This is a genomic window from Microbispora triticiradicis (assembly GCF_005864065.1).
GTDB lineage: Bacteria > Actinomycetota > Actinomycetes > Streptosporangiales > Streptosporangiaceae > Microbispora > Microbispora triticiradicis.
This window is the reverse complement of sequence record NZ_VANP01000006.1, coordinates 412,217-437,888: the sequence shown is the minus strand read 5'-3', so window position 1 is coordinate 437,888 and position 25,672 is coordinate 412,217. Positions and strand designations below refer to the sequence as shown.

The 25,672-nt window shown below is 70.8% G+C and carries 25 protein-coding genes; 13 read left to right on the top strand and 12 right to left on the bottom strand.

What is annotated here, in order from left to right; genetic code table 11:
• Positions 1-52: 52 nt before the first annotated feature.
• Positions 53-913 (top strand): PaaX family transcriptional regulator, encoded by an 861-nt coding sequence (locus tag FED44_RS18675; RefSeq protein ID WP_244302052.1) that lies wholly within the window; start codon positions 53-55, stop codon positions 911-913.
• Positions 914-962: 49 nt separating this feature from the next.
• Here FED44_RS18675 and FED44_RS38110 read toward each other — a convergent pair whose 3' ends face one another.
• Positions 963-2,333 (bottom strand): extracellular catalytic domain type 1 short-chain-length polyhydroxyalkanoate depolymerase, encoded by a 1,371-nt coding sequence (locus tag FED44_RS38110; protein WP_111699737.1) that lies wholly within the window; start codon positions 2,331-2,333, stop codon positions 963-965.
• Between the two features lie 258 nt (positions 2,334-2,591).
• Between FED44_RS38110 and FED44_RS18665 the strand changes: the two genes are divergently transcribed.
• The 3 genes from FED44_RS18665 to FED44_RS18655 all read left to right on the top strand — a co-directional run bounded on the left by FED44_RS18665 (position 2,592) and on the right by FED44_RS18655 (position 4,817).
• Entirely contained in the window at positions 2,592-3,107 is a 516-nt protein-coding gene (locus FED44_RS18665) for a MarR family winged helix-turn-helix transcriptional regulator (protein WP_244302050.1), read from the top strand.
• 106 nt (positions 3,108-3,213) lie between these two features.
• On the top strand, positions 3,214-4,200 hold the full coding sequence (locus FED44_RS18660) for a GlxA family transcriptional regulator (RefSeq protein ID WP_138461437.1): 987 nt from the start codon (positions 3,214-3,216) through the stop codon (positions 4,198-4,200).
• Positions 4,197-4,817 (top strand): DJ-1/PfpI family protein, encoded by a 621-nt coding sequence (locus FED44_RS18655; RefSeq protein WP_138461436.1) that lies wholly within the window; start codon positions 4,197-4,199, stop codon positions 4,815-4,817. Before FED44_RS18660 ends, FED44_RS18655 begins: the two co-directional genes overlap by 4 nt.
• Here FED44_RS18655 and FED44_RS18650 read toward each other — a convergent pair.
• The 6 genes from FED44_RS18650 to FED44_RS18625 all read right to left on the bottom strand — a co-directional run bounded on the left by FED44_RS18650 (position 4,810) and on the right by FED44_RS18625 (position 10,584).
• Positions 4,810-7,086: an LLM class flavin-dependent oxidoreductase gene (locus tag FED44_RS18650; RefSeq protein WP_138461435.1), complete on the bottom strand. Its 2,277-nt coding sequence runs from the start codon at positions 7,084-7,086 to the stop codon at positions 4,810-4,812. The genes FED44_RS18655 and FED44_RS18650 overlap by 8 nt on opposite strands.
• A 95-nt stretch (positions 7,087-7,181) precedes the next feature.
• Positions 7,182-7,829 (bottom strand): DUF2306 domain-containing protein, encoded by a 648-nt coding sequence (locus FED44_RS18645; protein WP_138461434.1) that lies wholly within the window; start codon positions 7,827-7,829, stop codon positions 7,182-7,184.
• 150 nt (positions 7,830-7,979) lie between these two features.
• Positions 7,980-8,420, bottom strand: coding sequence for a hypothetical protein (locus FED44_RS18640; RefSeq protein WP_138461433.1), 441 nt, complete (start codon positions 8,418-8,420; stop codon positions 7,980-7,982).
• Between the two features lie 131 nt (positions 8,421-8,551).
• Positions 8,552-9,031 (bottom strand): GntR family transcriptional regulator, encoded by a 480-nt coding sequence (locus FED44_RS18635; protein ID WP_165900583.1) that lies wholly within the window; start codon positions 9,029-9,031, stop codon positions 8,552-8,554.
• Between the two features lie 94 nt (positions 9,032-9,125).
• Positions 9,126-9,794: a JAB domain-containing protein gene (locus FED44_RS18630; RefSeq protein ID WP_111699729.1), complete on the bottom strand. Its 669-nt coding sequence runs from the start codon at positions 9,792-9,794 to the stop codon at positions 9,126-9,128.
• A gap of 52 nt (positions 9,795-9,846) precedes the next feature.
• Positions 9,847-10,584, bottom strand: a complete 738-nt coding sequence (locus FED44_RS18625; RefSeq protein ID WP_111699728.1) for a GntR family transcriptional regulator — start codon at positions 10,582-10,584, stop codon at positions 9,847-9,849.
• A gap of 254 nt (positions 10,585-10,838) precedes the next feature.
• On the opposite strand from FED44_RS18625, the gene FED44_RS37410 reads away from it, so the two are divergent.
• The 4 genes from FED44_RS37410 to FED44_RS18605 all read left to right on the top strand — a co-directional run bounded on the left by FED44_RS37410 (position 10,839) and on the right by FED44_RS18605 (position 14,539).
• A complete protein-coding gene (locus FED44_RS37410; protein ID WP_244302048.1) occupies positions 10,839-11,018 on the top strand; it encodes a hypothetical protein in 180 nt (59 codons plus the stop codon).
• A 279-nt stretch (positions 11,019-11,297) separates the two neighbouring features.
• Positions 11,298-12,212 carry a 4-hydroxy-tetrahydrodipicolinate synthase gene (gene dapA / locus FED44_RS18615; RefSeq protein WP_111699726.1) on the top strand — a complete coding sequence of 305 codons (915 nt, stop codon included), beginning with the start codon at positions 11,298-11,300 and terminating at the stop codon, positions 12,210-12,212.
• A gap of 101 nt (positions 12,213-12,313) precedes the next feature.
• The gene (locus FED44_RS18610) at positions 12,314-13,999 is read left to right on the top strand and encodes a ribonuclease J (protein WP_111699725.1); all 1,686 of its coding nucleotides are present in this window, start codon (positions 12,314-12,316) and stop codon (positions 13,997-13,999) included.
• Between the two features lie 42 nt (positions 14,000-14,041).
• On the top strand, positions 14,042-14,539 hold the full coding sequence (locus FED44_RS18605; protein WP_138461432.1) for a ribonuclease FAU-1 family protein: 498 nt from the start codon (positions 14,042-14,044) through the stop codon (positions 14,537-14,539).
• A gap of 62 nt (positions 14,540-14,601) precedes the next feature.
• On the opposite strand, the gene FED44_RS18600 is transcribed toward FED44_RS18605, so the two are convergent.
• The 4 genes from FED44_RS18600 to FED44_RS18585 form a co-directional block, all read right to left on the bottom strand.
• A complete protein-coding gene (locus FED44_RS18600; protein WP_167521511.1) occupies positions 14,602-15,804 on the bottom strand; it encodes a lipase family protein in 1,203 nt (400 codons plus the stop codon).
• Positions 15,805-16,046: 242 nt separating this feature from the next.
• Positions 16,047-17,216, bottom strand: coding sequence for a hypothetical protein (locus FED44_RS18595; protein WP_138461430.1), 1,170 nt, complete (start codon positions 17,214-17,216; stop codon positions 16,047-16,049).
• The gene (locus tag FED44_RS18590; protein ID WP_111699767.1) at positions 17,213-18,472 is read right to left on the bottom strand and encodes a glucarate dehydratase family protein; all 1,260 of its coding nucleotides are present in this window, start codon (positions 18,470-18,472) and stop codon (positions 17,213-17,215) included. The genes FED44_RS18595 and FED44_RS18590 overlap by 4 nt, the downstream gene beginning before the upstream one ends.
• A gap of 8 nt (positions 18,473-18,480) precedes the next feature.
• A complete protein-coding gene (locus tag FED44_RS18585) occupies positions 18,481-19,383 on the bottom strand; it encodes a 5-dehydro-4-deoxyglucarate dehydratase (protein ID WP_138461429.1) in 903 nt (300 codons plus the stop codon).
• A gap of 223 nt (positions 19,384-19,606) precedes the next feature.
• On the opposite strand from FED44_RS18585, the gene FED44_RS18580 reads away from it, so the two are divergent.
• Genes FED44_RS18580 through FED44_RS35840 form a run of 3 tightly spaced genes read left to right on the top strand, consistent with a single transcriptional unit; the run spans position 19,607 to position 22,330 of the window.
• Entirely contained in the window at positions 19,607-20,410 is an 804-nt protein-coding gene (locus tag FED44_RS18580; RefSeq protein WP_111699720.1) for an NAD-dependent epimerase/dehydratase family protein, read from the top strand.
• A gap of 1 nt (position 20,411) precedes the next feature.
• Entirely contained in the window at positions 20,412-21,854 is a 1,443-nt protein-coding gene (locus tag FED44_RS18575; protein WP_138461428.1) for an aldehyde dehydrogenase (NADP(+)), read from the top strand.
• Between the two features lie 56 nt (positions 21,855-21,910).
• Positions 21,911-22,330, top strand: a complete 420-nt coding sequence (locus FED44_RS35840; protein ID WP_165900580.1) for a nuclear transport factor 2 family protein — start codon at positions 21,911-21,913, stop codon at positions 22,328-22,330.
• A 27-nt stretch (positions 22,331-22,357) separates the two neighbouring features.
• On the opposite strand, the gene FED44_RS18565 is transcribed toward FED44_RS35840, so the two are convergent.
• The gene (locus FED44_RS18565) at positions 22,358-23,656 is read right to left on the bottom strand and encodes a pectate lyase family protein (RefSeq protein ID WP_138461427.1); all 1,299 of its coding nucleotides are present in this window, start codon (positions 23,654-23,656) and stop codon (positions 22,358-22,360) included.
• Positions 23,657-23,920: 264 nt separating this feature from the next.
• Between FED44_RS18565 and FED44_RS18560 the strand changes: the two genes are divergently transcribed.
• On the top strand, positions 23,921-24,778 hold the full coding sequence (locus FED44_RS18560; protein ID WP_187406068.1) for a carbohydrate ABC transporter permease: 858 nt from the start codon (positions 23,921-23,923) through the stop codon (positions 24,776-24,778).
• Positions 24,779-24,792: 14 nt separating this feature from the next.
• Complete coding sequence (locus tag FED44_RS18555; protein WP_138461426.1) at positions 24,793-25,671, top strand: carbohydrate ABC transporter permease; 879 nt, start codon at positions 24,793-24,795, stop codon at positions 25,669-25,671.
• Position 25,672: the final 1 nt, after the last annotated feature.

Genomic DNA, 25,672 nt, shown 5'->3' with positions numbered 1-25,672 from the left:
TGACCATCGTCAAAGATTTGCCTTCTATGGGGAACCGTCTACGCTTTCTGCTGTGAGCACCGGCGACCACGACCAGACGGCGGGTTCCATGCGCCCCCAGTCGTTGATGTTCAGCTTTCTCGGGATCTACGCGCTCGACCGCCGCACCGCCATCTACTCGGGCAGCGTCATCGACGTGTTCGCCCGTCTCGGCGTCTCCGAGGAGGCCGTACGGTCGACACTCGCGCGCATGGTGAAGCGGAACCTGCTGGAACGGCACCGGCGGGGACGCAAGATGTACTTCGCGCTCACCCCGCACGCCGCGGAGGTGCTGGAGGACGGGCGCAGGCGGGTGTGGGAGACCGGGGCGGTGAACCGCGACTGGGACGGCACCTGGACCGTGGTCGGGTTCTCGCTGCCGGACAGCCGGCGCAGCACCCGGCACGACCTGCGGTCCCGGCTCGTCTGGGGTGGGTTCGGCCTGCTGCAGAGCGGGCTGTGGATCGCGCCGGGCACCAAGGACGTCACCGAGCTCCTCGCCTCCCTGGACCACGCCTCCCCTGACAACGCCTCCCTCGACCTGGCCGACCACGTCACCGTGCTGACCGCCCGGGCCTTCAAGCCGACCGAGGCGGCCGACCTCGTCCGGAAGGCCTTCGACATCGAGCAGATCGCCGCCCGCTACCGGGCGTTCCTCACCCGGTGGGACGCCTCCCCGCCCCTGCCGGAGGAGCCGGACGACCTCGCCCGGCAGTTGCTGCTGCACACCGACTGGCTGCAGCTCGTCCGGCAGGATCCGCACCTGCCGGCCGAGCACCTGCCCGGGGACTGGCCCGCGATCCGGGCCGAGCAGGTCTTCCAGACGCTCGCCCGCGACTACCAGCAGCGGGCCGCCGAGACGGCCGCCGCCGTGCTGGACACCCTCGCCCTCTGACGTACGGGTGGTGCGTGCCCGGGACGGGCACGCACCAGGAGTCCGATCGTCATCCGTTGGCGCAGGCCGTGCCGTTGAGCGTGAAGCGGGCCGGCGCGGTGTTGGTCCCGCTGTAGGTGCCCTGGAAGCCGAAGCTGGTGCTGCCTCCGGCGGGGATCGCGGCGTTGTAGGAGACGTTGCGCGCGGTCACCTGCGTGCCGGACTGGGTCACCGTGGCGTTCCAGGCGTTGGTGACCTGCTGGTTGCCCGGCCAGCTCCAGGTGACCGTCCAGCCGTTGATCGCGGCGCCCGTGTTGGTGACCGTGACGTCCGCGGTGAACCCGTTGTTCCAGGTGTTGGGCCGGTAGCTGACCCGGCACGCGCCGGTCTGCGGGTCCGACGGAGTCACGGAGGGGGTGACAGACGGCGTCACGGACGGGGTCGAGCTCGGGGTCGAGCTGGGCGTCCTGCTGGGGCTCTGGCTGGGACTCTGGCTCGGGCTCTGACTGGGGCTCTGGCTGGTGCCCGTGAGGCCGAAGAACTGGATGGCGACGGCGGCCATCCCGCCCGCAGGAAGGCTGTGACCCGCGCCCTGGATGGTGTAGGCCTCGACCCGCACCGTGCCGGAGGAGTCGGCGTAGCGGCGGCGGCTCCAGCCCGACTGCGGGGTGTCCGTGCTGGTCGGCGTCTGGCTAAGGCCGTTGACGTTGGTCCACTGCTTGATCTCCTCCTCCAGCTCCGAGTAGGCGACCACGGTGTCGTTGGTGCCATGCCAGAGCTGCATCCGCGGCCACGGCCCCCGGTAGGTCGGGTTCGCGTTGCGCACGGCGTCGCCCCACTGCTGCGCGGTCTTGCCGACGCACGGTGCGGAGTTGCCGCCCGGGCTGTACGCCGCCTCGTTCGGGAAGCAGGTGAACGGCACGCCCATGAACGCCGCGCCCGCCTTGAAGACCTCCGGGTAGAGGCCGAGCATGGCGTTGGTCATCATGGCGCCCGAGGAGCTGCCGGTCGCGAACACCCGGTTCGGGTCGCCGTGGTACTGCTGCTCGACGTAGGTGATCATCGACATGAGCGACACCGGGTCGGTCTGGCCGCCGCGCACCTTCGACGCGTCGGACCAGTTGTCGAAGCAGTTGCTCTTCTTCGAGGCCGACGGGTAGATGACGATGTAGCCGTACCGGTCGGCCAGTGACGCGAACTCGCTCGACGAGTAGAAGCCCGGCCCGGAGCCCCCGCATGGATGCATGGCCAGCACGATCGCCGGGTTCGACTGCACCGTGTTCGGCACGTACACGTGCATCCGCAGGTTGCCGGGGTTGGCGCCGAAGTTGGTCACCTCGGTCAGCGTGGCCGCGGCGGCCGACTGCGCGGACACCAGGGTCACGGCGGCGTACAGCACCGCGGCACAGACACCGGCGAGTACCGCGAGTAATCGCTTCATTCGCTCCTCCTCTGCTGGACGTGCGGAGGTCCCGCTTTCCGGCGCGCCTTTTCCGGAAGCGCCGTGCGTCGGCAAGAACATGACGTCAGCCGGTATATGAGGAGGTCCGGCCGATGGTCAAGACGTGGCCGGAACGGCCATGATCGCCCTTTCCCGGGGAAAGCCGGTTTGCGCTGCATGTCAAGCACTTTGCTATCAAGTCACTTGATATGGGGACGCGAAACTTACATCCGCAAGGCCGCGAGGTATCGTCGTCCGGTGATCGCCTCCCGCATCCCTCCGGCCGCCCCGCAGAGCGCTCCGGCGCCCCGTCTGAGCTACCTGGTGTTCCGACTGGAGCGTCGCATCCGGGCCCACCTGGACGACTCGCTCGCCCGGCACGGCGTCACCACGACGGAGTACATGGCGCTCAGCGAGCTTCGTACGCGTGACGGACTGTCGTCGGCGGAGCTGGCCCGCATCGCCTTCGTCACACCGCAGGCGATGAACCTGGTCATCCGCGACCTCGAACGGCGCGGGCTGATCCGCCGCGACCCGCACCCGGCCGGCGGACGGGTGCTGTGCGCCCGCCTCACCTCCGAGGGCGTGTCGGTGCTGCAGCGGTGCGACGGATCGCTCGACGAGATCGAGACGGTCATGCTCGCCAAGGTCGACGCCGCGATGCGCGGCACTCTCAGGGAGGGCCTGACCCTGTGCGCCCGGGCGCTGCGCCCCGACGCCCACCTGGACGCCCACCTGGACGCCCACCTGGACGCTCACCTTGACAATCACTGAGGCCTACCGGCTTCCGCCCGGTGCCGGGAGCGGGTCGGCCCGATGGCGTAATGTGCAATATCCGTGTCGTTGACGCCATGACGCCCTGCCCGGAAGCATCGAGGGCATGCAGCGACAAGCGGTCCGACGTGTGGTCACAGTGGTCTTCGACGGCTTCCAGATGTTCGATCTGGCCGGGCCGGCGGACGTCTTCGCGACCGCGAACCTGCTCGCCCGCGAGGGGGGTTACCGCGTCGAGGTGACGGCCGTGCGCGCCGGGGCCGTACCGGCCCAGAACGGGATCGCGACGCTCGCGGAGACCGCGATCAGCGAGGTCGCGGGCCCGATCGACACGCTGCTCGTCGTCGGCGGGCTGTCGGTGCCGGAGCACCTGGACGACCGGGAGCTGATCGGCGGCGTCGCCCGGCTGGCCGCCGGGGCACGCCGGGTCGCCTCCGTCTGCAACGGGAGCTTCCTCCTCGCGGAGGCCGGGCTGCTGGGCGGCAGGCGCGCGACCACCCACTGGCTGGTGGCCGGCGAGCTGGCCGACCGCTATCCGGACGTCGAGGTGGACGCCGACCCGATCTACATCCGCGACGGGCACGTGTGGACCTCGGCCGGGGTCAGCTCGGGCGTCGACCTCGCCCTCGCGCTCGTCGCCGACGACCACGGCCACAGGCTCGCCCGGAACGTGGCCCGGGGGCTCGTCGTCTACCTGCACCGGCCGGGCGGGCAGAGCCAGTTCAGCGCCCCCATGCGGGCCGCCGTCCCACGCGCCGAGCCGCTGCGCGAGATCCAGGCGTTCATCGACGCCCACCCCGCCGAGGACCTCAGTGTGCCCGCGCTCGCCCGGCGGGCGGGGATGAGCGAACGTCACTTCTCCCGCGTCTTCACCGAGCAGACCGGGGTCTCACCCGGCAGATACGTCGAACGCAGCAGGGCCGACGCGGCCCGGCGGCTGCTGGAGACGACCGCCCACCCCCTGGACAGGGTCGCCAGGGAGACGGGACTCGGCGCTCCGGAGACCCTCTACCGCGTCTTCCGCCGCCACTGGCGCGTCTCACCCGGCGACTACCGCCGCCGGTTCCGATCGAAGGAGACCAGCAGATCATGAACATCGCGATCCCCCTCTACCCGAGGTTCACCGCGCTCGACGCCGTCGGGCCGTACACGGTGCTGGCCTTCGCGCCCGGCTGCACGGTCACGTTCGTCGCGGCCGAGCCGGGGCCGGTGCTCGACGACCGGGGGAGCCTGAGCCTCGCGGCCACCGCATCGTACGCCGACCTTCCCGCGCCGGACGTTATCGTCGTGCCCGGAGGGCCCGGGACGATCGAGGCGCTGTCCGACTCCGCGCTGCTGGGCTGGATCGCGCGGGCGCACGAGCGGACGCGGTGGACCACCTCGGTGTGCAGCGGCTCGTTCCTGCTGGGCGCGGCCGGACTGCTGACGGGCCGGAAGGCCACCTCCCACTGGGGGTGGCTCGACCAGCTCGCCGGGTTCGGCGCCGAGCCGGTAAGCGAGCGCGTGGTGATCGACGGGAAGATCGTGACGGCGGCCGGCGTCTCGTCGGGCATCGACATGGCCCTCACCCTGCTGGCCGCGATGAGCGACGAGGAGACGGCGCAGTCCGTGCAGCTCGCCATCGAGTACGACCCGCGGCCCCCGTTCGCCGCGGGCAGCCCGAAGACCGCCCCGGCCGGCCTGGCCGAGAAGGCCATGGCTCTCATCTGACGTCATCCGCCGGTTCGACGGGGAAGTTGGCGCGGAACACGTTGTCCGGGTCGTAGGCGCGTTTGACCTGCCGCAGCCGGGCGAGGCCGGCCTCGCCGAACGCGTCGAGCAGCCGTTCGGGCCGGGTGTCGGTGTCGAAGGACAGGTAGAGGCCGTCGGTGTACGGCGCGACCTCGGCGTCCCACGCCGCGTCAAGGGCCGGCTGCGCGGCGCCCATGGCGGTGAGCAGGAAGTTCTGGTGCCGGTGCGGGTAGGCGGTCGCGTCGGGGGCCAGGTCGTGCGCGGCCCCACCGGTGGCGCGTATCTGCAGGAAGTAGGACGACAGGGAGCTCGCGACCCGCTCGAAGGCGCGGCTCACGCCACCGTCGAGGTGGGTGACCAGGCCGGAGCGTACGGCGGGGTCCCCGCCGCCCGTGTGGTGCCTGCCGGCCGGCCGCACCACCCCGGAGTAGGGCAGCAGGTAACCCTGGTGCCCCAGCAGCGGGCCGGCCTCGGCGAGCCGCTCGAGTTCGCTCACCGCGGCCGTGGTGTCCGCGCCGGCGTAGACGGTCATGAGCTGGGCGACGGCGTTCTGGCCACGGCGCGCCGGTGAGAGGACGAGGAAGCTCGTCAGCTCACGCGGCGCCTTCTCCATGGCCGCGCCCCAGCGCTCGAGGAGCCCAACCGTGTCGCGGGCGTCCAGGGTCATCTGGGAGAAGACGACGTCGCCGAGCTCCATCGCCTCGATCTCGACCCAGGTGACCACGCCGAGGTTGCCCCCGGCGCCGCGCAGGCCCCAGAACAGGTCGGGGTTCTCCTCCCGCGAGGCGTGCAGCACCCGCCCGTCGGCGGTCACGACCTCCGCGGCGACGACGTGGTCGATCGTCAGGCCGAAGCGGCGCCCCAGTAGGCCGATGCCGCCCGTGGTGGCGAGGCCGCCCACGCCGACGCCGCCGAAGTCGCCCGAGCTGATCGCCCATCCGTGCGGCACCAGGGCCTCGGCCACCTCGCCCCAGGTGGCGCCCGCGCCCAGCCGCACCCGGCGCGTGGCCGGGTCGACGACCTCGACGGTGTCGAGCGCGCCGAGGTCGAGGACGATGCCGCCGTCGTTCGTGGAACGGCCGCTGATCCCGTGTCCGCCCGAGCGTACGCCGAGCGGCACGTCCTGGGACCTGGCGTACGCGAGCCCTTCGACGACCTGGCCGGCCGTCCGGGGACGCAGCACCAGGCCGGGTGACCCCGTGCGCAGGTAGTTGTGCCGCACCGACTCGTAGGCGCGGTCGCCGGGCTCCACGGCGTCGGCCGCGAGGCTCGACGGGACCTTGTCGTAGTCGATCCCGTCGCGGCGCAGCGCGATCGCGGCGGCTCCGCGGCGGGCGGCCGCGGGGACCGTGCCGGTGGCGGCTCGCTCGCGAGCCACCGCGTCCCGTACGGCGGGGGCGATCTCCTGGCCGTAGACCTGGATGAGCCGAGGGTCGTCGGAGCCGAGGACGAACGTGCCGATGCCGTCCTCAAGCGCCAGAGCGGTCAGCTCCTCCACCCACTGCTCGACCGGCCCCTGCAGGAAGCCCTGCCGGGTCTCGGTGACCTCGCCGCCGATGTTCAGCAGGCGGCGCACCCGCGCCGGGTCGCGCCCGGCCTCTTCGGCGGCCGCGTCGATGATCTCGTTGCCGCGCCGCAGGTCGCCGTCCTTGAGGTAGGCGAGCGAGGGCAGCCATCCGTCGGCCTTCCGCGCCACCAGGCGCAGCATCCGCGGCTTGTAGGCGCCGACCCAGATCGGGATGTCGTGTGCGGGCGCCGGGCCGCGCTTGGCCCCCGCGATACGGTGGTGTTCGCCGTCGACGCGCAGGATGCGGCGCTCGCGTACGTCCCAGATGCCGCGAATGATCTCGATGCCCTCCTCCAGCGCGGTCACGGACTCGGCCGGCGTCAGGCGGGTGCCGCCCATCGACTCGATCGCGTCCCAGAAGCCGCCCGCGCCGATGCCGAGTGCGAACCGGCCGCCGGAGAGCAGGTCGAGCGACGCCGCGGCGCGGGCCAGCACCGCCGGCGGTCGCAGCGGCAGGTTGAGCACGTTGCCCGAGACCTTGATCCGCTCGGTCCGCGCGGCCACCCAGGACAGCAACGTCCAGGTGTCCAGGAACCCCGGCTGGTACGGGTGGTCCTGGAACGTCACGAGATCCAGCCCGGCGGCCTCGGAGATCTGTGCCAGCCGGACCGGCCCCTGCGGGTCGTGGTTCTGCGGGGTGAGAAACGTGCCGAAGGCCGGCTCGTGGCCGTAGTCCGTCATCGCCGGGACCTCTCTGTGTCGCAAATAATCTGTAGAACAGACGATATGCGACGCAACTTGTCGAGGTGGCGGCGTATTCCAGGTCGGGGTGGACCTCACCGTGCTACAGGATCCAGGCGGGCTTCGGGTTCGCGAGTACGTCGCCTGATGACGGCTTCGACCACGACGAGGTTGACGATCCAGCCCAGCGTCTGCCCGATCGGAATCATCGAGGTCGCGAGTTCTCCCACCGCCCCGGCCCCGCGGAAGGGGATCTGGGTCACCAGGAGCAGGGGAACGAGGACGCGCGACGTCACCGCGAGGAACGTCAGCGCGTAGTTGCGCATCATCCAGTTCCGATGGCTCACGAAGTCGCGCCGGCGGGCCGCCCGGTACGCGAGGCCGCCGGTGACCAGCCACAGGACGGCCGCGGTGGTGAGGCCGATCTGCGTCACGACGCGGCCCGACCACAGCGCGACCGGGATCGTGGCCACCGCGGACGGCAGCACCCCGGCGAGGAGATAGGCCCGGCCGATCGTCCGGTGGATCCGCCGGCGGGCCCGCACCTGCGGCATGAACTGCAGGGGGCCGAGCACCAGCGCGACGGCGGCGGTCGCGATGTGCCCCACCAGGACGTGGTAGTGCAGGCTGTCGCCCACGTCGAGGCGGCTGTCGTCGATGTCGAGACCCAGGTACGGGTAGACGAGCACCGAGGCGGCGACAACCGCGACGATCAACATCAGCCATGCCGTTCGTCTCCGCATGGCCGCAGCCTCGCAGGCGCGTCCCTGCCCCGGCATCCGCCCGCGGATGGTCTCGCGCGTACGCAAATCGGCGTACGGGAACTGGGGTCAGGCGGCTTTCCATGCCCGAGGAAGCGCGGAGGGGTTCGGAGAGCCGCCCGACGTTCGCGGTTACGCTTCCACGCCCTCGCTCTTGGCGATCACACGAGCGAGCTTGTCGGAGAACTCCTCCCGCCACGCCTTCTGGAGCCGGATCTCGTCCATGACGAAGGCGAACAGGCCGCGGAAATCCTCCAGCGTCTCGCGGATCGCGGCGGTGTCGCCGCGCAGTTCCTCCTGTCCTTTGCGGAGCTCGTCCTGACCGGCGCGGAGCTGGTCCTGGCCGGTTCGGAGGTCGTCCGTGATGGCACGCAACTCCTCCTGCCCGACGCGTAGCTCGGCCGTGGTGGCACGGAGCTCTTCCTGCCCCTTCTGTAGCTCATGCTGACCCATGCGCAGGTCGCTCAACTGCTCACCGCACTTGGTCAGCATGGCGTTCTGCAGCCGGACGTGGTTCTTGAAATCGGCGACGTCGCGTTCTATGACGTCGATGCGCTCCTCAACTTGTGGCATGCGCGACAGGATAGGGATGCCAGGGCGATCACGCACCGTGAAATCGCGATCTCGTAGCGTCGTGTCCTCGTCGCCCGGCCCTGCATCTCGGCGCGGCGCGCCGGAAGTGAAGCGGTGCGCGTGACGCGCGGTCAGTCCTGCGGCCAGTCCTCCTGTGGAGACACGTACGTCCCGCGATGCGGGACGGTGAACACCCATCCCTGCTTCCGGAGGTGGTTCACGGCGTTGCGGGCGGTGGCCTTGGCGACGCCGTACTGCTTCATCAGTGCCTTCTCGGTCGGGATGCGCCGGTTGGGGAGGAGATCTCCGCTGCGGATCTGCTCGACGACGTCCATGGCCATACGCTGATAGACCGGCGTCCGTTCGGCCGACCTCGGAGTGCCCGGCCGGCCGACGAAGGACCCCTCGCCCTGCACCGTGTAGACGAGCCCCTGCTCGCGGAGCTCCCGTGTGACGCGCCGTGCCGTGAGGCGGGCGATGCCGTATTCGGCTTCCATCTCCGTCTCGCTCGGGACGGCGTCACCGGGCTCAAGCGCGCCCTGATCGATCTGCTCCCGGATGATCTCGGCGATCTGTTTGTAGATCGGCACCGGTCCATCGCGATCAATCATGAAGCGATGATAGACGAAATCGGACGTCTACCTACAATCTACACAGATGCTATTCCACTGTATATGAGTAGTAGACCGCTGTGGTTAATATGAACTACGGATGGTGGTCGTACGGGATCCGGCGCCAGGCGGTGTCGGTGACGATCACGTGGTCGAGGAAGCGGAGGCCGACGGTGTCGGCGGCCTCGTGGAGGCGGGCGGTGACCTCGACGTCGGCAGGACTGGGATCGAGCGATCCGCTCGGGTGGTTGTGGGCGAGGCCGAAGGCGGCCCCGCCGGAGAGGAGGACGGTGGTGACGATGTCCCGGACCGGTGCCGGTGTGTGGTCGCTGCCGCCCTCGCTGAGCACCGCGCGCCGCAGCACCGCGCCGCGGCCGTCGCAGACGATCACGACCAGCCGCTCGCGCGGGTGCCCCTGCAGCAGGGGAGCGGCGGCCGAGGCGATGTCGGCCGAGCAGGTGATCCTGCTCCGCTCCGGCTCCGCCTGGGCCCGCCGTACGAGGTGGAATGCGGCGGCCACCCGGGCCGCCTTGGCCGGGCCCACTCCCGGCACGGCGAGCAGCCGGTGTGCCTCGGAGCGGGCCAGCTCGCCGAGGTCGCCACAGTGGGCGATGACCTGGGAGGCGAGTTCCACGGCGCTCACGCCCCTGCTGCCCGAGCCGAGCAGCAGGGCGAGCAGCTCCCTGTCGGCGAGCGCCGCCGCTCCGGACGCCAGCAACCTCTCACGGGGCTGGTCGGCCAGGGGCAGGTCCTTGACACGCATCGGCACCTCCGGACGGGGGATCCGGATCGGTTGTACCAGCGGGCACCGACAGTCAGAGGGGGCTGGGAATGCCGTAGACCAGGCGGAAGCGATCACCGGGCACCACGGCGTCGCTGGTCTCGACCGGCCGGTCTCCCGACCAGTACGTGCGCTCGATCTGGAGCACCTGCACGCCGGCGGGCAGCTCCAGCAGATCGCTCTCGGTCGGCTGGGGCACGCGGACGTGCACGGCCTCGCTGATCTCGGTGATCGGCGTGCCGCTCGCCGCGAGGCGGAAGGCCGCACTCCTGCGTTCGTAGGTGCCCTCCTCCGCGCCCTGGCCCTGCCCCGGCTCGATCGGCTCGTACGTGGTGAGCAGCTGGAGGGGCCTGCCGTCGCCGCGGAAGATGTGGCGGGTCCGCATCACCGGGCCGGATTCGCCCAGGCGCAGCCGGTGGACGATGTCGGGCGGGGCGTCCGCGAGCTCGCTGCGCCAGCTCCAGCTCGGATGCCGCCCGCCCGCGTGCATGTCGCTGGCGAAGGCGGCGTGGGGTTCGGGGGAACGGCCGCGGTGCAGCGGGAGCAGGATCGGTTTCTCCCGCACCCGGTGCCCGGAGCCCACCCGGCTGATGATGAGGCCCTCCTGGGCGAGCACGCGCAGCGCGTGGCGCGCGGCCGTCTCTCCAACGCTGTACTTCCGGGTTATCTGGTGCCGCGACGGGATCGGTGCGCCCGGAGGGAGCGTGCCGTCGATGATCTGGCGGCGGATGTCTTCGACTACTCGCAGGTAGACCGGATCAGAGTTTGCCATCAATCCATCCCTGAGGGGGTGACGGGTCCTCCAAATCTTGACGTATCCGCCGGGCGACACAGAGTGACGGAAGTGTCCTGTGACCCCAACTTTGCCTGGTGAAAGGTCCGCCAATGGGCGATTGTGCCGCTAAGGGGTCGGGTGTTGATATTCCGCTCCCGCCCCCTTATCACGGCATCCATGTGGGTCCCGCCTGGGACGGGCACGAGTGCATCACATGGCTGGTACCGACTCCCCGCAGCGACCGTGTCCGGGTGCGGCGTCACACCTGCGAGTGCAGGCCCACGATCTACGAGCTTTGCCAGGCGGGCGGGCTGCTGTTCGTCCGCCGCACCGAACGGGAGGGCGAGGTGAAGGTCCACGAGACCGAGCGTCTCGTCTCCGCCAGGATCGAGCCCCTGTGGACCAAGCTGCTGACGGGGGAGGCCCGCTGAGCACGCTCGGAGCCTGAACTCCCTGAACCACGACGTTCCTGGTCGTAGGGGGTATGGCACGCCGTTCGCGGCCTCCGGGAAAAAATTCGCGCGATGGTGTGTAACGTCCGCGTAAGGAACGCCGATTCTCCGGTAGAGGTCGCCGATGTGTGTACCCCCGAGCACATATCGGCGGCCTCTTTCTCTGTCCCCGGCTCTGTCCCCGGCAGGCGTCACGGGACGGGACATATCGGGGTGGCGACGTCCATGACCCGCGCGGATCCGGGTACCGTTCGGTCTATGGCATCGCCAACTGGAACCTCCGACGCCCCCTTCGGCCGCGCTTTGACCGCGATGGTGACACCGTTCACCTCTGACGGCGCCGTCGACTACGAGGGCGTCCAGCGGATCGCCGCCTATCTCGTCGACGATCAGCGCAACGACGGCCTGATCGTGAGCGGCACCACCGGTGAGTCCCCCACCACCTCGGACGAGGAGAAAGACCGGATCCTGCGGGCGGTGGTCGAGGCCGTGGGCGACCGGGCCACGATCGTCGCGGGCGCGGGCACCAACGACACCCGGCACAGCGTCGAACTGGCCCGGGCCGCCGAGCGCGCGGGGGCGCACGGACTGCTGGTGGTGACTCCGTACTACAGCAGGCCGCCGCAGGAGGGCCTCGTCCGCCACTTCACCGCCGTCGCCGACGCGACCGGCCTTCCAGTGATGCTCTACGACATTCCCGGGCGTGCGGCCACGCCCATCACGACGGAGAGCCTGTTCCGGCTCGCCGAGCACCCCCGCATCACGGCGGTGAAGGACGCCAAGGGCGACCTGTTCGCCGGCTCGCAGGTGATGGCGGGCACCGACCTCGTCTTCTACTCCGGTGACGACCTGCTGAACCTGCCCTGGCTGTCGGTGGGGGCGGTCGGCTACGTCAGCGTGGTGGGCCACGTCGCGGGCCCCGACCTCGCCGCCATGTGCGACATGTACCGCACCGGTGACGTGGCGGGTGCCCTGGAGACCCATCGGCGGCTCCTGCCGGTGGTCTCGGCGATCATGACGCGGACCCAGGGCGCGATCATGGTGAAGGCGGCGCTGACGCTGCTGGGCCAGGACGGCGGTCACGTCCGGCCTCCGCTGGTGGACGCCACCCGGGAGCAGATCGCGGCGCTGCGGGAGGACCTCATCACGGGAGGTCTCAAGCTTGTGGATTAGATCAACAGATGGAGCCGAATGAGCGACTTGACCAGGAAAAGAGAGAACGGAAGAACCGGGGGTGGCGGCGTGACCGAACGGCGCCGTGCTGAGGGGGTGTCATGAGTCATCCGCATCCCGAACTCGGGCCGCCGCCCCCGCCGCCGGAGAACGGCCTGCGCATCGTCGCGCTGGGCGGTCTCGGCGAGATCGGCCGGAACATGGCGGTGTTCGAGTACGACGGCCGTCTGCTCGTGGTGGACTGCGGGGTGCTGTTCCCCGAGCCGGACCAGCCGGGCGTCGACCTCATCCTTCCGGACTTCGACTACATCAGGGGGCGTCTCGACGACATCGAGGCGCTCGTGCTGACGCACGCCCACGAGGACCACATCGGGGCGGTGCCGTACCTGCTGAGGGAGCGGCGCGACATCCCGCTCGTCGGCTCGCGGCTGACGCTCGGGCTCATCGAGAGCAAGCTGGCCGAGCACCGCATACAGCCGGTGAAGGTCGAGGTGATCGAGGGCGAGCGGCGCTCGTTCGGGCCGTTCGAGTGCGAGTTCGTCGCGGTCAACCACTCGATCCCCGACGCGCTCGCGGTGGCGGTCAGGACCCCCGCGGGTCTCGTCCTGCACACGGGCGACTTCAAGATGGACCAGCTTCCGCTGGACGGACGGCTGACCGACCTCGGGGCGTTCGCGCGGCTCGGGGCCGAGGGCGTCGACCTGCTGATGTCCGACTCCACCAACTCGGAGGTGCCGGGCTTCGTCACCAGCGAGCGGGACATCGCGCCGGTCATCGACGACGTCTTCCGCACCGCCGCGAAGCGGATCATCGTGGCCAGCTTCGCCTCGCACATCCACCGCGTGCAGCAGATCATGGACGCGGCCGAGAAGCACGGCCGCAAGGTCGCGCTCATCGGCAGGTCGATGGTCCGCAACATGGGCGTGGCGCGCGAGCTCGGCTACCTGAAGGTGCCGGCGGGCCTGCTCGTCGACTCACGGGAGATCGAGGAGTGGCCGCCGGAGGACGTGGTGCTGATCTGCACCGGCTCCCAGGGCGAGCCGATGGCGGCGCTGTCGCGCATGGCCAACCGCGACCACCCGATCAGGATCGCCGAGGGCGACACGGTCCTGCTGGCCTCGTCGCTGGTGCCCGGCAACGAGACGGCGGTCAGCAAGGTCATCAACGGCCTCAACCGCTGGGGCGCCCGGGTGGTCCACAAGGGCAACGCGCGGGTGCACGTCTCGGGTCACGCGGCGGCGGGTGAGCTGCTGTACGTGCTCAACCTCACCAAGCCGTCGAACTTCATGCCGGTGCACGGGGAGTGGCGGCACCTGCGGGCGCACGCCCGGCTGGCCGAGCTGACCGGCGTGCCCCGCGAGAACATCGTGATCGCCGAGGACGGCGTGGTCGTGGACCTGGTCGACGGCCGGGCGAGGATCGCCGGCGCGGTCCCCTGCGGGTACGTGTTCGTGGACGGCACCTCCGTGGGCGACATCACCGACGTGGCGCTCAAGGACCGGCGCATCCTCGGCGACGAGGGGTTCATCTCCATCGTCGTCGTCGTGGACTCCACCACCGGCAAGCTCACCGGCGGGCCGGAGATCACCGCCCGCGGCTCGGGCATCGACCCCGACGCCTTCGACGCGGTCGTGCCGCAGATCGAGTCCGCGCTGCAGGAGGTCGCCGCGGCGGGCGTCGCCGACGAGATGCAGATCCGGCGCACGATCCGCCGTACGGTGGGGCGCTGGGTGAGCGACACCTACCGCCGCCGGCCGATGATCATCCCGGTGGTCGTCGAGGTGTAATCCCGTTGAACTCGGAGACGGGCGTGGCGTAACGTCCCGCCCGTGTCCGAGGTGAGGATCGTCTACCGCAAGTACGGCGGAGCGCTGCACTGGCACCACTTCGCCCGGCTGCTCGGCGAGGACGAGCACGGCGTCTGGGCGGGCTTCCCCGCCAGGACCGTCGCCCAGCGGGGGCACGAGCCCGAGACGGTCTTCGAGATCCCGTCCGTCATGCTGTTCCCGCGCGACTCGTGGTGGACGGCGTCGTTCAACGCCCCGCCGCACAAGGCGGAGATCTACTGCGACATCACCACGGTGCCGGTGCGGCGTGACGGCCGGATCACCATGGCCGACCTCGACCTCGACGTCCTGCGGGTGCGCGACGGCCGGGTGCTGCTGGACGACGAGGACGAGTTCGCCGAGCACCAGGTGCGGTACGCGTACCCGCAGGAGATCATCAGCCAGGCGGAGCGGTCGGCCGCCTGGCTGATGGAGGCGGTGACCGAACGGACCGGTCCGTTCGACGGCGCCCACGACCGCTGGCTGTCCCTCGTGACGTGAGCGAACCTCGGCGGGCCAGTCTTCGCCGGCCTGCGGGATCGCCTTGGGCACTCGTCAGGACACTAGTCGCCGAACTCGTTCGGTACGTCGGACGGGGTCACGGCGGAGATGTAGTGCTGCGGCAGGTGGTCCTCGAAGGAGTACACCATCGGCAGCGAGCGGGTCAGCGTGAACTTGTTCCCCAAGAAGGCCAAGTTGGCGAGTACAAGCCCCAGGAGGCCGGGCATCTGCGTCGTAGGCAGCGGCGCATACTTCGGGTCGCCGCTGCGCGGACGGTAGGCGCAGCCGTCGCGGTCGAGTAGCCCGAACAGGCTGCTCGAAACGCGCTGCACCGTAGAGCGGTACTCCTTCCCGAAATGCTGGTAACGACCGGAAGAAGCCGGGGGGAGATGGGGCACCGGATCTTTGTCGTAGACGTACCGGATCACCTTCTCGCGCAGGAAGTCGTCCCGCTCCGCGGCGGCGGCGAACTGCGGTGTGCCGACCATGGGCTGGCCGAAGGTGTAGATCGCCTTCAGCCGGCCGGTCAACTCCCGGAACTTGTCCTCGTGCCGGAGCATGACGCCCATCAACGCGGCCATCGCCCCGCCGAGGCTGTGGCCGGTGATGTACAGCGCATCGAGTCCGCCGTCCATCACGCGGTCACCGCCGTCGGCCTCCGAGCCGTCGTGCGGCGACACGCGGACCGGGCCGGGGCGGCAGGCTCGCATCAGCGCCCCCAGCACCTCGTATCGGGTGGCCCGCACGTTCCGGTAGAAGCCGGCGTGGACGGCGGAGCAGGGTTCGCCGTACCTGTAGATGATCTGTTCCGGCTCCACTTCGAGGTTCAGCAGCCAGTCGATGCCGTTCAACGGCGGGGTGCCGCGGTAGGCCAGGATCGCCACCCGCCCGCTCCGGCTCTGCACGAGATGGGCGGTGGAGTCGATGAGCATGCCGTCGACGGACATCGAGATCGTGCGGCAGTGGTTGTCCTCGAGGCCCAACCTGGCCATGATCATCGCAACCGTCTCGGCATCCGAATAGGCATAGCCGGCGCAGGTGGCCATGACGTGTGCGACGACCGGGTCGGGATGCTCGTGGGTCGTCAGCAGGTGCTCTTCGAGATCTTTGTAGACCGGAAACCTGTTGGCGTCACCTGCGGAACGACCATAGGGCCGGAGCACCTCGTAGCTGGGTGCCTCGGCGTCGCTCACATGCAGGCCGTCGGCCTTCGGCACGTCCGTCGCGCGTCCAGCCTGCTGCCGCCGCTCCGTGGTCTCCGCCACGCCGTCCACCTTTCGGTCACCCGACACGAGTGATCCCGGTCCGGGGTGGTCGCCGCGGGACCGGAACGTGGGGACGATTTCCGATACGGCCGGAGAGAAAACTCCCGGCTGAGCAAACATCCCGCGCCGTCGAGCAGGCCGCCCTCGCGCTTCGCGCCGGCCGGCAGCAAGGGCACCACCTCACCGAGGAGCTGGTGCCCTTGCACTGTCGTAGAGGTTGTCGCGTCTTTCGAAGCTACAGATCAGGACGAAGAAGCCTCGGCCGTCGGGCCACTCCCGTCGCGTCGCCGATGCTGTCCGATCGCCTCGGCGATGGCATCGAGGCGGGTCGTGGAGGCGAGGCCGCCGTGGTACCAGTGGATCTCGGAGGCGCCGGCCGCGGTGTACGCCTCGGCCAGGAACGTCAGCGCCCCGCCGTCGGCCGGGCGCGGCGGCAGGGCCAGCACGTACGCCCCCACCCGCGGCCCGAGCCGGCCGAGGGCCCGCAGCCCGGCCTCGTCCGCCTCGGGGGAGTTCCAGCAGTTGCCGACGAGCAGGTCGGCGTCCACGCCCTCGGGGACGGTCGCGAACGGGCCGGTCGCCCACGGGTCGGCGCTGGCGTGCAGGGCGACCTCCAGGCCGGGCCGTGCCGCCCTGGCCTCCGCCAGCAGCAGCGCGCGCAGTTCGCCCGCGAGCCCGGTGCGCACGCCGCGCAGAGGATCCGCCAGGTCGCCCAGCGCCTCCTCGACCGAGCCCGGCCGGCCGTCCACGCCCGCGCGCACCCGCGCCCGCGCCTCGGCCACGTCCAGCCCCGCCGCCTCGTACCGCAGGACGCAGTTCGCGCAGAAGCACAGGGACAGCAGGGCGACCTGCGCGGGCGACCAGTCGGCGCCGTCGGTCTTCTCGTGGTGGCCGCCGTGCCGGAAGCCGAGCGGGCCGCACGCCTCCAGGATCAGCGCGTCCGGGTCTCCGGTCTCGACGATCTCGCGGATCAGCGTGCGGCAGTAGTCGCGCACGTCGGCCGCCGCCGGGCACAGCGCGTAGGGGTAGCTCTCCCCGAACGCGTTGGCGACGACCATGTCGGGGTTGGCCGAGCCGAGCAGCGTGTTGTGGGTCAGCACGGTCCACGCCCGCACCGGCAGGCCCGCCGCGCGCAGGGCGTCCCTGGCCTCCCCGAACGGGTCGGCCGAGTCCATCCACGACGGCGTGCCCGGCACCAGGCGGGCGCCCTTCCACGCCTCCTCGCGTACGGGCACGTAGCAGGCGGAGTGCCGGGCGTCGACCAGCCGGTGGGCCGGGTGGTGGGGGGTCGCGGCGCGGGTGGTGTGGTAGGACGCGGCGAGCGCGACGGCGTCGACGCCGAGGCCCGCCAGGCGGGCGGCGGCCCCGGGGTCGCCGACGATGTCCCAGGGGTAGGCGTAGATGACGTTCACCAGCGTGGCCTCCGGGCCGAGAAGGACGGGTCGACGGACCTCATGTACGTCGTGTCGTCACGGGAGCGGACCCCGCACTTCTCATACTGCTCGTTCATGATTGCGAGGGCGTCGCGGTCGAGTTCCACCCCGAGTCCCGGGCCGTCCGGCACCGGGACCGCGCCGTCCACGAACCGCAGCGCGCCCGGGGCGACCACGTCCTGCCCGTCCTGCCAGGGGGTGTGGGTGTCGCAGGCGTGGGTGACCGCCGGGGTGGCGGCGGCGAGATGCGTCATGGCGGCCAGGCTGATGCCGAGATGCGAGTTGGAGTGCATGGACAGCGCGATGCCGAAGGTCGCGCACAGTGTGGCGATGTGCGCCGAACGCACCAGGCCGCCCCAGTAGTGGTGGTCGGTCAGCAGCACCCCGATGGCACCGGCGCGCAGCGCCGGAGGCAGGTGCTCGGGGGTGACGACGCACATGTTGGTCGCGAGCGGCATCGGCACCTCGGCGGCGACCCGCGCCATGCCCTCGATGCCCTCGGTGGGGTCCTCCAGGTATTCCAGCAGGCCGTCGAGTTCGCGCCCCACCCGGATCGAGGTCTCCACGCTCCACACGGCGTTGGGGTCGAGGCGCAGCGGATGCCCGGGGAACGCCTCCCGCAGCGCCCGGATCGCCTCGACCTCCTGCTCGGGCGGGAACACCCCGCCCTTGAGTTTGATCGAGCCGAAGCCGTACCGGCCGATCAGGAGGCGGGCCTGCTCGACCACGCCCTCGGGGTCCAGAGCGGCGCCGAAGCCGTCCTCCGGCGCGCCGGGATGGCCGCCCCACTTGTAGAAGAGGTACGCGCTGTAGGGCACGGCGTCGCGCACCCGGCCGCCGAGCAGGTCCACGACGGGCCGGCCCGCCGCCTTGCCGCGGATGTCCAGGCAGGCGACCTCGAAGGGGGAGAAGATCCGGTCGACGGTCTTGGCCCGGGAGGACGTGCCGGTCAGGCCGTGCAGGTCGGTGACCACGTCGGCGCCGACGAGGCCGGCCACCGTGGCGTACATGGCGTTGTCGCCGTAGACGTCGTGACCGCGCAGCGCCTCGGCCGCGGCCCGCACCCGTACGAGGTGGTCGAGGTCGCCGTAGGTCTCCCCGAGGCCGGTCAGCCCCTCGTCGGTGACGACCTCGACGACTGTGCGCAGCGCCCAGGGTTCGTGGACGCCGGCGGCGTTGAGCAGCGGCGGGTCGCGGAAGGCGACCGGTGTGACGTGGATCTCCCGAATCCTCATCCCGCCGCTCATCCGACGACGTCCAGCCCGGCCGCGATCAGCTTCTCCAGCCGGGCGACGTGCTCGGGGGCCGCGTCCACGAGCGGTGGCCGCACTCCGCCCGCGTCGAGCCCGCGCAGGGCGACGCCCGCCTTGATCAGCGAGACGGCGTAACCGGGCACGAGGTCGCGCAACTCGACCAGCGGCCGGTAGAAACGGCTCAGCAGGCGGTGCACCAGGTCGTCGTCTCCGGCGTTCACGGCCTTGTGGAAGGCCAGGGCGACCTCGGGGAGGAAGCAGAACACGGCGGAGGAGTACAGGTTCACGCCGATCCCCCGGTAGGCCGGCACGGTCATCTCGGCCGTCGGCAGCCCGTTGAAGAACGTGAACTCCCGGCCGGCGGCCTCCCGTACGGCGAGCACGATGCGCTGCATGAGGTCGACGTCGCCGAGGCCGTCCTTGAACCCGACGACGTTCGCGATTTCGGTCAGCGCCACCGCGGCGGCCGGCGTGAAACGGGCGTTGGCCCGCTGGTAGACGATGATCGGCAGATCGGTGGCCGCCGCGACCTCACGGACGTAGCGCACCAGGCCCTCGGCGGGGGCGCTCACCAGGTAGGGCGGCAGCAGCAGCAGGCCGTCCGCGCCGGCCGCCGCGGCCCTGCGCGCGCACTCGCGGGCGTAGGGGAGCGGCCCGCCCGCGCCGGACAGGACGGGGACCCGCCCGCCCGCCGACTCGGCGGAGATCCGCACCACTCGCTCGTACTCGTCGATGCCCAGCGCGTTGAACTCGCCGGTGCCGCAGGCCGCGAACACCCCGCCCGCGCCGTCCGCGACTCCGCGCGCGACGTGCCGGGCCAGTACGTCCCCGGCCAGTTCGCCGCCGGAGTCGAACGGTGTCACGGGAAAGAAGAGAACGCCGTCGAGACGCATCCGCCAACCCTCCCGTCCACATACGTGGACAGTGTCCTTGATCCTGTTCTCGACGCTAGTCGGGCTCCATTTGTGAAGTCAACGCAGGATGGAGACGGCATGCGAGAGGAATCGTCGGTCATATATGTGAACAACGCCCGTTGTTGTGAACACGCTGGCGTTGCTGCGAAACTGCGAAGCGATATCAGGGCCAGAAGCAGGACAGATTCCGACAGGAGGGCACATGCGTATTCTCATCACCGGCGCGGCGGGCGGCGTCGGCACGCTGCTGCGACCCCGGCTGGCCAAGGAGGGGCGCGTTTTGCGTCTGCTCGACGTCGCGCCCCTGAAGGCGGGGCCCGGCGAGGAGGGGGTGGCCGCCAGCATCACCGACGAGGAGGCCGTGGCGGCGGCCATGGACGGCGTGGACGCCGTGCTCCACCTGGGCGGGCACAGCCTCGAACGGCCCTGGGAGCAGATCCTGGACGTCAACGTCAACGGCACCTACGTGGTGCTGGAGGCCGCGCGGCGGGCCGGGGTCCGCCACGTCGTGCTGGCCAGCAGCAACCACGCCGTCGGGTTCGCCCCGCGCGGTGAGGGAGAGGCCCCCGACTACCTGTTCCCGCGCCCGGACACCTTCTACGGCGTCAGCAAGGTCGCCAAGGAGGCGCTCGGCTCCCTCTACCACGACCGTTACGGCCTCGCGGTCACGTGCCTGCGCATCGGCTCCTGCTTCGAGCGGCCGAGGGACGTGCGCATGCTGTCGACGTGGCTGTCGCCCGACGACTGCGCGCGGCTGGTCGAGGCGGCGCTGGCGGCCGACGGCTTCCACGTGGTCTGGGGCGTCTCGGCCAACACACGCCGCTGGTGGTCGCTGGAGGAGGGCAGGGCCATCGGCTACGAGCCGAAGGACGACGCCGAGGTCTTCGCCGATACGCTCGTCGGCGAGTACGGCGAGCCGGACCTCGGCGAACTGCCGCACTCCGTGGTCGGCGGGGCGTTCTGCGGTCCCCGCTACGACGTCGACAATCTCACGGCGGAGGGATGAGATGACCGGCCCCGCAACTGGAACGACAGACGAAGCGACGAACGAGGCGGTGGACGAGGCGGTCGCGCGGGCCGCGGCGGCGGGCGAGGCCTGGCGTGCGACCCCCGCGGCCGAGCGCGCCGCCGTGCTCGAAGCCGTCGCCGACGCCCTGCTCAAGCACGCCGAGGAGCTGTGGCCGGTCGCCGCGGAGGAGACGCGCCTGCCCGAGGCGCGGCTGCGCGGGGAGGTCGCGCGTACGGCCGCGCAGTTCCGGCTGTTCGCGGACGTCCTGCGCGACGGCGGGTGGGCCGAGGCGGTCATCGACCACCCCGACCCCGGCGCCACGCCGCCGCGTCCCGACGTGCGCCGGATGAACCATCCGCTCGGCGTCGTCGCCGTCTTCGCGGCGAGCAACTTCCCCTTCGCGTTCTCCGTGGCGGGCGGCGACACGGTGTCGGCCCTCGCGGCCGGCTGCCCGGTCGTGGTCAAGGCGCACGAGGGTCACTCGCGCACCTCCGACCTCACCGCGTCCGTCGTACGGCGGGCCCTGCCCGACCCGGACCTGCTCGGGCTCGTGCACGGATTCGAGGCGGGAGCCCCGCTGGTGCGGCATCCGCTCGTCACGGCGGCCGGCTTCACCGGCTCGCTCGCGGGCGGGAAGGCGATCCAGAAGCTGATCGACGAGCGGCCCGACCCCATCCCGTTCTACGGCGAGCTGGGCAGCGTCAACCCGGTCGTCGTGCTGCCCTCGGCCGATCCCGCCGCCGTGGCCTCCGGGTTCGCGGCTTCGCTGACGCTCGGGGTGGGCCAGTTCTGCACCAACCCCGGCCTGGTGTTCGTCCCGGCGGAGGGAGGGTTCGAGCGGGCGATCGCCGAAGCGGTGGCCGGGACCAGCGGCGGGCCCATGCTGACCGCCAAGATCCGTGAGGGCTACCTGAGGGCGTCGGGCAGGCTCGCCGAGCGGCTCACCGTGCTGGCCGGCGGAGGCGAGGTGGACGGCATCACCCCGCGGGTGTTCGCCGCCGGCCTGGAGGCCTTCGCGGACGGGCTGCCCGAGCTGGGGGAGGAGTGCTTCGGCCCTTCGGCGATCGTGGTCCGCTACCGCGACCCCGCCGACCTGCCCGCCGTGCTGCGGCGGCTGCCCGGGTCGCTGACCGCGACCGTGCACGCCGCCGGGCCCGAGGAGGCCCGCGACCTGCTGCCGGTGCTGCGCCGGCTGGCCGGGCGGCTCATCTGGAACGGCTGGCCCACCGGGGTCGCCGTCTCCTGGGCGATGCACCACGGCGGCCCCTGGCCCGCCTCCACCACCCCGGCGCACACCTCCGTCGGCGCGGCCGCCATCAGGCGCTGGACGACCCCGGTGGCGTACCAGGACTGGCCGGAGGACCTGCTCCCGCCGGAGCTGCGCGACGGCAACCCCCTCGGCGTGCCCCAGCGGGTGGACGGCCGCCCGCGCCTCTCCTGACGGCCGTACGCCCGCGTAACCTGGACTCCGGATGTGCGGGAAACGGGGGTCTCGCCGTGCTCCACGTGGTTGAGCGGTATTTCAGCGCCTACAACGCCCACGACCTCGGGGAGGTCATGGCCTGTTACGGCCGGGAGCCCAGGGCGGTGGGGCCCGGCGGGCCCGCGGAGGGCCGCTCGGAGGTCGCGTCGTACCACACGCTGGTCTGGCAGGCGTTCCCCGACGTGCGCGTCACGGTGTGGCAGAAGATCGTCACAGACGCGGCCGTGGCCGCGGCCGCCGTGGGCACCGGTACGCACGCCGGCCCGTTCCCGCTCACCACGGGGGAGGTGGTCGAGGCCACCGGGCGGCGGGTCAGCGTGCGTTCCTGCTGGATGTTCGACATCGACGTCACGTGCGGCCTGATCGGCTGCAGCGAGGTCTTCTACGACCAGCTTGAACTGTGCGTCCAGCTCGGGCTCCGCATGCCCGCCTGAGGCGGGCCAGGGGAGACCGTGCGGACGTCAGCGGATCTTCCCGGCTCCCGCGTGCCGGGAGACCTCCCTGGGCACCGCCCCGGCGGGGTCGATCGCGGTGTGCAGGGCCGGGGTCCAGCCTGCGTCCGCGCCGAGATCGGGGTCGTGCTTCGCGTTGTACGTCGCGACCAGGTCGATCGGCCGTTCGGTGCCGCCGACGCGCAGCAGGTTGCCCCTGGCGGTGAGGGCGGTGCCGCCCCAGTCGTACAGCAGCGCGGCGGGGTCCACGGCGCGCCCGAGCCGGAAGTAGTTGTTCTCCGCGTAGATCTGGGACTCCACGCCCACGCCCAGCGCGTACACGAAGGTCGCGGCGTCGGGCGCCTGGTAGTAGTTGTTGTAGACGTGCACCTTGCCGAACCGCACCCGCGGCAGGCGCTGCAGGTTGTCGTAGAACTCGTTGTGGTGCACGGTGACGCTGAGCCTGCCCCGGTCGTTCGCGGGATTGTTGGTCGAGCCGATCAGCATCGTCTTGTCGTGGTCGCGGAAGCTGTTCCAGGAGACGGTCACGAGGTCGGACGCGCTGGTGATGTCCGCCTGGCCGTCGTGCACCTGGTACGGCCGGCCGAAGTAGACCGGCTGGTCCGCGTCCGGGTTGTCTCCGTCGGTGAACGTGTTGTGGTCGATCCACACGTGGGTCGAACCGGTCACCGAGATGTTGTCGTAGAGGGAGTTCCAGTTGCCCTCGTCGCCGTCCGTGGGGTCCCACTGGGGGAAGCAGTCGGCCGCGTCCTCGAAGCGGATGTTGCGGATGATGACGTTGTCGGCCTTGTCCACGTGCAGGTTGATGTGCCGGATGGTCGCTCCGGGCAGGCCGACGATCGTGGTGTCCGACGGCACCTTGAGCTTGACGTACTTCGTCTGCGCCGCCGCGGAGGCGGCCCGGGCGTCCTCCAGCGGCCCGGACGGCTCGGTGTCGCGGCCCCACACGGCCGGGTCGTACGCCGCGAGGTAACCGGCGAGGGTGTATCCGCCGGTGGCGAAGTCCGCGCAGGTCCTGTCGACGTCGACGACGCCCTTCACGTAGACGACCCGGGGGCCGGGGGAGGCGAGGGCCGCGACCAGGCCCGCGCGGTCGGTGACCACCCGGACGTTGGCGGCGGGCGCCGCCGCGCCGCCGGTGGTGCCGGCGCCGGCCGAGGCCCAGCCGTCCCCCGCCGGCAGCGTCTGCCGCCCGAGCTCGACTCCGGCGGGATCACTTCCGGCGGCGTTCGCCGCCGAAACCGGGACGGCCGCCGTGAGCGCCGTGAGCGCCAGGACGGCGGACACGAGCAGGGATCGTGCGGGCATGACTGTCTCCGTTCCTCGGTCGTGCCGTCATCCTTCTGAACTCGATTCATATTCATGAACAACCGGACCGTACGGCCAGTCGTGACGGCGGTCAAGGCGTGCTGGCGTGCCAAGAGTGAATGTCTCGAATAGGACACGAGTCCTTGACAGGACGAGTGCGGAATATCACCGTTGATCCGTCGTCCACGTTTGTGAACGGCGTTCAGGAATATGTCTCGGAGGGACCGGGACGACGTCCGCGGAGGAGATGGGCCGGTGACGACGATGCGCCGCAGGGCCGTGCCGTACCTGCTGATCTCGCCGACGGTCGCGCTGATCGCCGCGTTCCTCGTCTATCCGATCGGGAGCGTCGCGTACTACAGCCTGCAGCACCGCAACCTCACCCGGCCATGGGCGGACGGCTTCGCCGGGCTGGACAATTTCCGGCGCATGCTGACCGAGGACGAGGTTTTCTGGCACAGCCTGGGGTTCACCGCCAAATGGGTGATCGCCGAGATCGGTCTCCAGCTGATCCTCGGACTTGCCCTCGCGTTGATAGTCAATGAAACCTTCATCGGGCGGGGGCTCGCCCGGTCGCTGGTGTTCTCCCCGTGGGCCGTCTCCGGAGTGCTGACGACGGGCATCTGGATCCTGCTCTACACGCCGGGCACCGGCGTCCTGCGTTTCCTCGGGCAGCCCGAGGCGGCGGTCCTCGGCAATCCGGACACGGTCTTCCCCGCCGTGGTCGTGGCGGAACTGTGGCGCGGCGTGCCGTTCTTCGCGATCCTCCTGCTCGCCGGGTTGCAGGGCATCCCGGGCGAGCTGTACGAGGCCGCTGCGGTGGACGGCGCCGGGCGTCTCAGGCGCTTCCGCCACGTCACGCTGCCGCATCTGCGCGACGCGATCGTGCTGGCCACGCTGCTGCGCGGGGTCTGGGAGTTCAACAACGTCGACCTGCTCTACACGCTCACCGGCGGCGGTCCCGCGCAGGTCACGACCACGCTGCCGCTGTACGTCGCGCAGCGCGCCGTCGACTCCAAGGACTTCGGGTACGGCTCGGCGCTGACGATGGCGGGCTTCGTGATCCTGCTGTTCTGCTCCGTCCTCTACCTCCGGCTCAGCCGGTTCGGCGAGGACCGATGAGGAGGGCTCCGGCGATGAGCGCCGACGTCATGACCCGCCCGCGTCCGCGAGCGGTGCCCGAGGCCCGTCCCGGGCGGCCGAGACGGGATCCCGGCCGGGTGCTGCGGCTCTACGTCCCTCTCGGGATGTATCTGATCTTCACGCTCGTGCCGTTCTACTGGATGCTGGTCTTCGCCCTGCGGCCGGCGGGATCGGCCGACCCGGTGCCGTGGCCGATCACGTTCGAGCACTTCGAGACCGTCTGGAACGACATCGGCTACGCGGTGTTCTTCCGGAACAGCGTCGTCGTCGGGGTGTGGTCGCTGCTGGTCACCACGGTGATCGCGGTCATGGGCGGGTACGCGCTGGCGCGGTACCGGTTCCGCGGCCGGAGCCTGTTCATGGTCGTGCTGCTGTGCACCCAGTTCGTCCCCGGCGCGATGATGCTGATCCCGCTGTTCTCGATCTTCAAGACGCTCGGCCTCATCAACAGCCTCGGCAGCCTGATCGTCGCCGACACCGTCTTCAACCTGCCCCTGTCGATCATCCTCATGAGCGGGTTCGTCTCGGCCGTGCCGTTCACGGTGGAGGAGGCCGCGATGGTCGACGGCTGCGGCCGGCTGCGCGGCTTCCTCGCGATCGTGCTGCCGCAGCTGCGGCCCGGCCTGATCGCGGTCGGGTCGTTCGCGTTCATCCACACGTGGAACAACTTCCTGTTCGCGCTGATGTTCGTCAGCAGGCAGGACAGCTTCACGATCCCCGTCGGGCTCAGCTACACGATCGGGGAGTACAGCGCCGACTTCGGGGCTCTGGCGGCCGGTGGCGTCGTCGCCGCTCTGCCGGTGGTCTGCGTGTTCGCAGTGGTCCAGCGCTATCTCGTGCACGGCATCAGCGCCGGCGCGGTCAAGGGATAGC

Excerpts from the sequence above, each read along its gene's own strand:
- FED44_RS18565 (WP_138461427.1), bottom strand. The coding sequence starts at position 23,656 with ATGCCCGCACGATCCCTGCTCGTGTCCGCCGTCCTGGCGCTCACGGCG.
- FED44_RS18645 (WP_138461434.1), bottom strand. The coding sequence starts at position 7,829 with ATGCGGAGACGAACGGCATGGCTGATGTTGATCGTCGCGGTTGTCGCC.
- FED44_RS18555 (WP_138461426.1), top strand. The coding sequence starts at position 24,793 with ATGAGCGCCGACGTCATGACCCGCCCGCGTCCGCGAGCGGTGCCCGAG.
- FED44_RS18655 (WP_138461436.1), top strand. The coding sequence starts at position 4,197 with ATGAACATCGCGATCCCCCTCTACCCGAGGTTCACCGCGCTCGACGCC.
- FED44_RS18560 (WP_187406068.1), top strand. The coding sequence starts at position 23,921 with ATGCGCCGCAGGGCCGTGCCGTACCTGCTGATCTCGCCGACGGTCGCG.
- FED44_RS18575 (WP_138461428.1), top strand. The coding sequence starts at position 20,412 with ATGACCGGCCCCGCAACTGGAACGACAGACGAAGCGACGAACGAGGCG.
- FED44_RS18610 (WP_111699725.1), top strand. The coding sequence starts at position 12,314 with ATGAGTCATCCGCATCCCGAACTCGGGCCGCCGCCCCCGCCGCCGGAG.
- FED44_RS18640 (WP_138461433.1), bottom strand. The coding sequence starts at position 8,420 with ATGCCACAAGTTGAGGAGCGCATCGACGTCATAGAACGCGACGTCGCC.
- FED44_RS18630 (WP_111699729.1), bottom strand. The coding sequence starts at position 9,794 with ATGCGTGTCAAGGACCTGCCCCTGGCCGACCAGCCCCGTGAGAGGTTG.
- FED44_RS18650 (WP_138461435.1), bottom strand. The coding sequence starts at position 7,086 with ATGACGGACTACGGCCACGAGCCGGCCTTCGGCACGTTTCTCACCCCG.
- FED44_RS18580 (WP_111699720.1), top strand. The coding sequence starts at position 19,607 with ATGCGTATTCTCATCACCGGCGCGGCGGGCGGCGTCGGCACGCTGCTG.
- FED44_RS38110 (WP_111699737.1), bottom strand. The coding sequence starts at position 2,333 with ATGAAGCGATTACTCGCGGTACTCGCCGGTGTCTGTGCCGCGGTGCTG.
- dapA (WP_111699726.1), top strand. The coding sequence starts at position 11,298 with ATGGCATCGCCAACTGGAACCTCCGACGCCCCCTTCGGCCGCGCTTTG.
- FED44_RS18625 (WP_111699728.1), bottom strand. The coding sequence starts at position 10,584 with ATGGCAAACTCTGATCCGGTCTACCTGCGAGTAGTCGAAGACATCCGC.
- FED44_RS18585 (WP_138461429.1), bottom strand. The coding sequence starts at position 19,383 with ATGCGTCTCGACGGCGTTCTCTTCTTTCCCGTGACACCGTTCGACTCC.
- FED44_RS18590 (WP_111699767.1), bottom strand. The coding sequence starts at position 18,472 with ATGAGGATTCGGGAGATCCACGTCACACCGGTCGCCTTCCGCGACCCG.
- FED44_RS18660 (WP_138461437.1), top strand. The coding sequence starts at position 3,214 with ATGCAGCGACAAGCGGTCCGACGTGTGGTCACAGTGGTCTTCGACGGC.
- FED44_RS18635 (WP_165900583.1), bottom strand. The coding sequence starts at position 9,031 with ATGATTGATCGCGATGGACCGGTGCCGATCTACAAACAGATCGCCGAG.